The sequence below is a fragment of the Oleiphilus sp. HI0117 genome, assembly GCF_001635235.1.
In genome coordinates this window covers 1-7,135 of record NZ_LWGA01000014.1, presented here as the reverse complement: position 1 = coordinate 7,135, position 7,135 = coordinate 1, and the positions used below count along the sequence as shown (strand labels likewise).

General features: G+C 44.9%; 8 protein-coding genes. All 8 read right to left on the bottom strand.

Annotated features, from left to right (window positions below):
• The coding region (locus A3757_RS00460; protein ID WP_255374965.1) for an SPFH domain-containing protein at positions 1 to 391 on the bottom strand (391 nt) is incomplete at its 3' end.
• Positions 375 to 1,274 (bottom strand): protease modulator HflC, encoded by a 900-nt coding sequence (gene hflC, locus A3757_RS00455; RefSeq protein WP_156490593.1) that lies wholly within the window; start codon positions 1,272 to 1,274, stop codon positions 375 to 377. The genes hflC and A3757_RS00460, both read right to left, overlap by 17 nt.
• 25 nt (positions 1,275 to 1,299) lie before the next feature.
• The gene (locus tag A3757_RS00450) at positions 1,300 to 2,964 is read right to left on the bottom strand and encodes a cation diffusion facilitator family transporter (RefSeq protein ID WP_068554235.1); all 1,665 of its coding nucleotides are present in this window, start codon (positions 2,962 to 2,964) and stop codon (positions 1,300 to 1,302) included.
• A 416-nt stretch (positions 2,965 to 3,380) separates the two neighbouring features.
• Positions 3,381 to 3,938, bottom strand: a complete 558-nt coding sequence (locus tag A3757_RS00445; RefSeq protein ID WP_068506877.1) for a DUF3299 domain-containing protein — start codon at positions 3,936 to 3,938, stop codon at positions 3,381 to 3,383.
• A gap of 10 nt (positions 3,939 to 3,948) precedes the next feature.
• Positions 3,949 to 5,211, bottom strand: a complete 1,263-nt coding sequence (locus A3757_RS00440) for an FtsX-like permease family protein (RefSeq protein WP_068633881.1) — start codon at positions 5,209 to 5,211, stop codon at positions 3,949 to 3,951.
• Positions 5,208 to 5,948: an ABC transporter ATP-binding protein gene (locus A3757_RS00435; RefSeq protein ID WP_068506881.1), complete on the bottom strand. Its 741-nt coding sequence runs from the start codon at positions 5,946 to 5,948 to the stop codon at positions 5,208 to 5,210. Before A3757_RS00435 ends, A3757_RS00440 begins: the two co-directional genes overlap by 4 nt.
• Before the next feature lies 1 nt (position 5,949).
• A complete protein-coding gene (locus A3757_RS00430; RefSeq protein WP_068513296.1) occupies positions 5,950 to 6,546 on the bottom strand; it encodes a DUF2796 domain-containing protein in 597 nt (198 codons plus the stop codon).
• 65 nt (positions 6,547 to 6,611) lie between these two features.
• Positions 6,612 to 7,013, bottom strand: coding sequence for a hypothetical protein (locus A3757_RS00425; RefSeq protein WP_068513298.1), 402 nt, complete (start codon positions 7,011 to 7,013; stop codon positions 6,612 to 6,614).
• Positions 7,014 to 7,135: the final 122 nt, after the last annotated feature.

The window sequence follows — 7,135 nt, the reverse complement described above, 5'->3', positions numbered from 1 at the left end:
CAGGGTCGAGCGCCTGCGTACGAAAGATGCCAGGCTCCTCTATGGTATATTGAAGTATCAGACTGACCTCCAATAAGTTCTGATCACCCGTTGTCAGTTCCCGCTGAATTGGCGCCGATGTTTCCTCCACCATGTTCAGTTCCATTGAGCGTACCGAAGTCGCCTGTATCTTCTCTACCGTCTCCATGGGCCAAGGTAAATGATAATGCATGCCAGGCAAGACCTGATCGTCGACTATCTTTCCGAATCGCAATAATATTCCACGCTGCTCAGGCCCTACAGAGTAAAAGCCACTTAAGAGATATATCAACGGCAAGAGCCCTAAAAAGATCACCCACAAGACATGCTTATTTGATGCGAGTATATTTCTTAAATCACTTAGCATATGCATCTGACGCTCCGGGGCTCTCCAACAAGCGCTGGACGAGTGGTGACTCACTAGATAGAACCAAGGTCGTATCGTTGCCCATCATGTCTTTGTATAAATCCATGCTTTTTCGAAACTGATAGTATTCGGGGTCTTGGGCATAAGCCTCGGTAAATATTTCGGTTGCTCTGGCTTCCCCTTCACCCAACATGGTTTGCGACTCTCGATGCGCTTTAGCCAAAAGCTCACGTACCTCTCGTTCAGATTCAGCCTTAATTTTTTCAGCCTCTTCAGTACCTTCGGCACGATAGCGAGCAGCAATACGTTTTTGCTCTGCAATCATACGGTCATAGATAGCCTGAACATTTTGCCTAGGGAAACCAAAACGGTTCGGGCGAATAGCAAGCACTTCAATACCGTAATCCTGTAAGGCAACCGGAGCACTATTTGCAGTAATTTCCTCAAATATGCTTCGCAAACTGGATTTGTCAGGCCTTGTAGAGAATATGCCACTCAAGGTCGCATGACCTATTGCAGCACCGATATTAGACGTCACCAGATCGGTCAGCCTCGATTGGGCGACTTCGAGATTACGCAAACTACCCAGAAAAAGCTCAGGCTTTGAAATTCGCCATAAAGCGAAGCTCTGAATCACTAAATTTCGACGATCGCTTGTCACATATTCAGATGCAGGTAGCTTAAGTAACTGCATTCGCTTATCCATAAATACCTTGGTCTGAATAGGCGCAGGCAATTTAACCGTTAGCCCTGCTTGAGTGATGGTGCGAACAGGTTTCCCAAACTGCATAATGACGGCAGCTTCATTTTCTTTCACCACTACCAGACAAGTCGTCAGCAGGTAGACCATGATTATCAGGACTCCAAGAATCCAGGAAATTCTTTTCACACTCTTAACCTCATGTATTAGAAAGTTAGCGACGATCGTTTTGCGGTAACCATAATCGAAGCTGCTGATTGGAAATCTTTGGGTCTATCACTGTAAGTTGTTTACCCTTAACTTGTTTTGCCAAGTTATTTTGACGGCTCTGATAATGAAGCGCTTCGGTTTGGTTCTGAAATAAACTTTGCAAAGGCAAGTATCGATTGATATCTCCCTCGGCACGCTCTATTTGTTCTGTCTTCGTTGCTTGAGCACGATTAACTTCTCCTAAGGCTTTTGCATTGGCATTCGCCAAATCTTCCTGGCTTTTGGAGTCAGCACTCAATTTAGCCTTTAGCATCTTTTGATAAGCATTGAATCTTTTCCAGTGCGAATCGACGACACTAGGAGGAGCTTTAATAGATTGGATATGAGAGCGAATGTAACGAAGTTCCAAACCGGAAGCAGATAGGTCTTCACGTATCAGCTTATTTAGTCGACTCTCTAAAGGCTTTCTCGGCCCATTAAGTAAAGTCAGGTACTCGTTCTCTGCCGCAAGCGTAAGCAAAGCAGATTCTGCATAGCCGCCAAGAATATCCTTTTGAACTGCCGGATCGAGCAACAACTGATGGTAAGGTTCCAGCGAGAAGTGCAGCTTTAGATTAATATCGACCAGGTTTTCATCACGGCTTAGGAAGAACTCTCCTTCGCCTTTCACCTGAGGACTTTTTCCATCAATTTTGTTTTGCCACAGACCGCTGGCAACAGAACTTTCTTGCTCTATATTCTTACGGGCACTATCGGTATCAACACTCAAGATATTACTGTCTTGAAGAATGACTAGCCCTCCAAGCGGCCAAGGAGCCTTATAGTATAAACCTGGAGACAAGTGCTCATTATCAAAATGATGCAGGAGGTGGCCATAAGCAACGTGCCCGTGAGGTACGATACGAAAGCCACTGAGTAAATAAGCAGTGCCCAGCAATGCAGCAAATATCGCCAGGTTTGCAGGTTTTCTAAGCTGTTTAGAATGATGCTGGAGGTGCTGAACCGACGGCATATCCATCAGTTTATCCATCAACGATACTTGCTTCAGCTCTGCACCGGTAAGCAAACTCTTAATACCCGAAATCAAAAGCTCAAGGCCGGCTATCGTAACCATCACAGCAATAATCACTGCGACAATCTCATCGAGGTAGATACCTATCATTGTACCTATCAATGAAAGCAAGACCGCAATTGAAGAAAATACATCGAGTTGACTATGATAACCATCCGCCACCAGAGCCATGGATTTAGTTTCTTTACCTACCCAGGTTTTTAAACGAGACATTAACCAAGCAATCGCTATACATAACAATATACCTACGATGCCAACCCATAAATGTTGTAAATCTTCTGCCTCTTGGGATTTTATTTCCTGAATAATTTCTACCGGAACGTAAAGAATCAAGCAGGACATTATGATCGCCAGAATAGATTCCAGCTGATGCGCTTTTTCTTCAGAAATGGATAAGCGCCCTTTCTCGACAGAAACGCGAATACAGATGCCACAAAGTAAGGTAAGCGAGACCAAAATATCAGACAGGGAGTGATAAGCGTCAGCAAGTAGCGCTGTACTGCCTGTTATCCACGATGTTACTAACTTGATGGCCGTTAATATCAAGTCTGCAACAATAGCGATTAACGATGTACGAATTCGTCGATCTGAAAACAAGAGGGTCACCTAGTTCAAAAGAGAAGGTGAGTCTCTCAACTAAATGTGACAATTTTGTGTCAGTTTATTTGGAGTCAGAGTAGAACGGCACTTGCTTAAGCATATTTTCAATCTGAATACATGTTTATCTATAGGGTGCAATTCAGATTAAATAAGAGCCATTCATTTAAGGGCCCTTCTTTTGGTTTTCTCCGTGCAGACCATCGGCCGCTCTGTGTCCTTTGTGGTGGATTCATTTTTGGTGTCTTGATCTTCAAGATTAAGGCCCTTAACCACAGAGGGCACAGAGCGCTTTGCTGCACAGAGGAATAATGTTTTTCTAGGCACCCACTGTAAAAAAGTGAAATTCAGTTTAAGTAAGTGCCATACCGCCCGGAGTAAAAACTGGCGTTCTTACTCTGGGCCTAAATATCTATTTAATACTCATAAACCTCGGTGATGGCATCAGTCATGTGGTAGCCCGCAGTCGCAAATTCAGTCATCGACAACTTCGCCTTCATTACCCCACTTACCCAGACAGGCGTCCAAAATTCACTAGTCATTAAGGGCTCTTTTAAAGTCACATAAACGATCTGATTTTCAGGAGGCGGCGGTACATGAATGCAAGCTCCTACATAGGGTACCAGCAAGAATTCCGACACCGAGTCAGCGGTGAATTTGAGAGGAATAATATAACCCGGAATCTTGAGTTTCTGTTGATCAAGAGATTTCACGACTGGTGCAGGCTCCTGAACCTGAGCAGGTATTGGGTTTAGGTCCCCATCGTAAGCCTGCCCCTCGAATGACTCACCTTCAAAGGCGCCGCTTTCGAAAGACTCTCCTTCGAAAAACTCCTGCTCTTGTGGCACCGGAGGCTCCCAACCTTCGGGCATTAAATCATCCCAGGATATCTCTTTATACGTGTCTTTCCCTATTGCAAAAGCAAGCGGAGAGACAACAAGCAACACAACTAAAAGCACTCTTAGTAGCTTCATTTACTTTCTCCTAAAGTTTGATCGACATGCCGTCAGCTAAAGATTGTTTATAGGCTCGATAGCCCGGTATACAGCCGATTAACAAACTCATACCGACGACCGCTGCCACCAAGGCAAGCTGCTCAGAACCGAAGCTAGTCAGCGATATCGTTAAGCCATAGCCTTGCAATAAGGATTGACTCATCAATACAGCACCGAAAAATACCGCCAACCCTAGCGCACACCCAAGCACTGCAAACAGCAAGGACTCTGAGGCCAGCAGTACAAATATCTGGTTCGGCCGGCAACCTAAAGAACGGAGAATCGCAATTTCGCGCCGACGTTCATTTAAACTGCTAAGAATACCCGTTAATAAGCCAACGAAGCTATTCAATAAAACGAAGACTGCAATAATCAGCAAAGCCTTTTCGGCCACACCAATTAACTGCCACAATTCCCCCAAAGCAAGGCCTGGCAATACAGCTAATAAGGGTTCTTTTTTGTATTTGTTTATCGCTCGCTGGATACGGAAAATTTCCATTTTCGACTTTAAGCCCAGCATAAATGCCGTGATTTGTTTTGGTTGAAGATCCATTTCTAGCGTTTGTTCTGCAGTGACCTTGTTCCGAGATTGTGTACCCGACTGCCAATCAATATGTAATGCTTCAATACCTTCCAAACTAACATGAATCGTTCGATCAACAGGCGTGCCTGTGCGGGCAAGTATGCCAGTTAGTATAAAAGGTTTATCATCATGCCGGGAGAACCCGGTATCGTTAACACCGTGCGCCAAGGTCAGCTGATCACCAATTTTATAGCCTAAGCTTTCCGCAATCTCAGCACCAATCACCGCATCATAAACCCCGTCAAAGTGCTTCCCTTGCTCGAAGTCCAGCCCTCTGTCATCAGCAAAGCGGTAGTGTTTGAAATAATCCTGCGTGGTGCCCATCACTCTATAGCCTTTGTGAGAGTCCCCAAGTGAAATTGGAATAGCCCAGGCAACCGACTTGTGTGAAGAGATTTTTTGATAACTATCCCAGCCGATATTGTTGGTTGCATTGCCAATACAAAAAACGGAATACAATAACAACTGCACCGAACCACTTCTCGCGCCGACTAATAAGTCTGTGCCTGAAATCGTATTGGTAAAACTATGCTTAGCCTCTTTACGCACCGTATCGACACTCAGTAATAGAAAAACGCTGATACAAATACTAAACAAGGTTAAGCCACTGGTAAATTTCCGGTTGAGGATACTTTTCAGCGTTAGCTTCATCAGCAGTGCCCAATTCATAACACGGCCTCCTGCCCTTTATTTGAAGACTGTTCGCAAGCGCGGTTGAGTTCGCCTAACTGAATACTGCGATCAAAAGCGGCTTCCAGGCCAGCATCGTGGCTAACAAACAATATGGTCGCACCACTTTGCTTACACTCTTCTAGTAGTAACTGAATAAAGTGTTCACGTGTATCGGCATCCAATGCAGAGGTCGGCTCATCGGCAATAATGAGTTCCGGCGAGCCAATCAAGGCCCGGGCGGCGGCGACACGCTGCTGTTGGCCAACGCTCAAATCAGATACTTTTCGTGTCAGCATGGAGCGATCATTTAGCTGAAGCTGCGATAACAAGCGATAAGCTTCCTCTTCCAGGCTGCCCGACTTTGCTAATACTCGTTGAGTACGCAACTTAGAAAATTTACATGCCAGTGTGATATTTTCAATTACCGACAAATAAGGAATCAGGTTAAAAAGCTGAAAGATAAAGCCTATATGATCAGCTCTGAAGTGGTCTCGCCGGCTCTGACGCAGCTTGCTAATATCCGTCCCCAAAACCTCGATACAACCCGCATCAGGTAGGTTGATCCCACCTATAAGGCTTAACAAGGTCGTCTTCCCTGTACCACTCTCCCCTTTAATAAAGACACCTTCGCCACTAAGCACTTCAAACTTGGGGATATCGAGAACATCCCGCTGGCCCGAAGGCCAGCGGAAGCGTAAGTTGTCTACTTTCAACAGTACTTGTTTAGCATCCATATTAGAACGTAATACTCGTTTTACGGTGATCAAGCTCCTGTAAGCTCTGACCTGCGCTTGAAATAACCTGTGCTTCAACCTCCTGAAGAGAATTGAAGAGTTCAAACAAGCTAACCTTTACATCTTTCAGTGCCGCGATATTTTTACACTCGAAATGATACTCAGCTTCAAACTCACTATGTGATGCTTCGTGGTGATCATCATGTTCATCGTGATGCTCGTCATCGTGGTCCTCATGATGCTCGTCATCATGCCCCTTATGCGCTCCTGACAATAGCGCAGAAGAAACCGTTACATGCTCCAATTCGCAACCAGCACTCGAGCTCAATTGAAATAAGCGCTTAGCATCTTTAAGAATGCCCTCAGCTGCTTCGACTTTTGCCTTCTGTTCAGCGGTATTAGGCTGGTGTTCAAAACCAACAATATTCATCGCAGGTGACTTAAACACCATCTGCAACTCGTCCTTTTCCTGAACCACCGTCAATGTTGCATGACCATGTTCATGGGCTTCATGCTCTTCTTCAAAGGCAATCGCTACACGACTAGAAAGGGAAATAACTAAACAAACAAATAAACACTGAACCAGGTAGTTCTTCATACATAACTCCACATTAAAACGCTGTGCTGACGCACAATAAAATAATAAGACTTTAGAAATAAAAACTAAGCCTTAAAAGGTGGCGCTCTAGCGAGAAAGCTAAGGTGTGTATGGTTTGATTCATCCTGCTGACCGGGCCGTTTATAGCTAAGGCCTACAGAGACTAAACCGGAAAAGACATCACTCGGTACACAGCCAGTAAGGGAAGAAACAATCAGACAAGCTTCACACAAAGACTCAAATGCATGCTCAGTAGCAAGCTCCTCATGGTCTTGAGAACCACTGGAATGCTGATGATGAACATGATCGTCATGACTTAGCAGGTAAGGTGCAAAGCTGCTCTCCACGTGCTTCGCGGGATTATCCAAACGAAGATGTTCACTTGCATGAAACATGGCAAAGCTCGATGCAAAGAGCATCGTAAGGGCCAGGAAGTAGTGAAATAAAGCACGCAAGGGTTTAGTCATGCCAGCATTCTAAACAAACACTACAACAATTCAACTTTTGATATTTGGGCATGGAGCCCCCTGCCGACCAACGAGGGGCTCCTCAGCAGATAATTCTCCCGTCATAACACCTCTATTGCAAT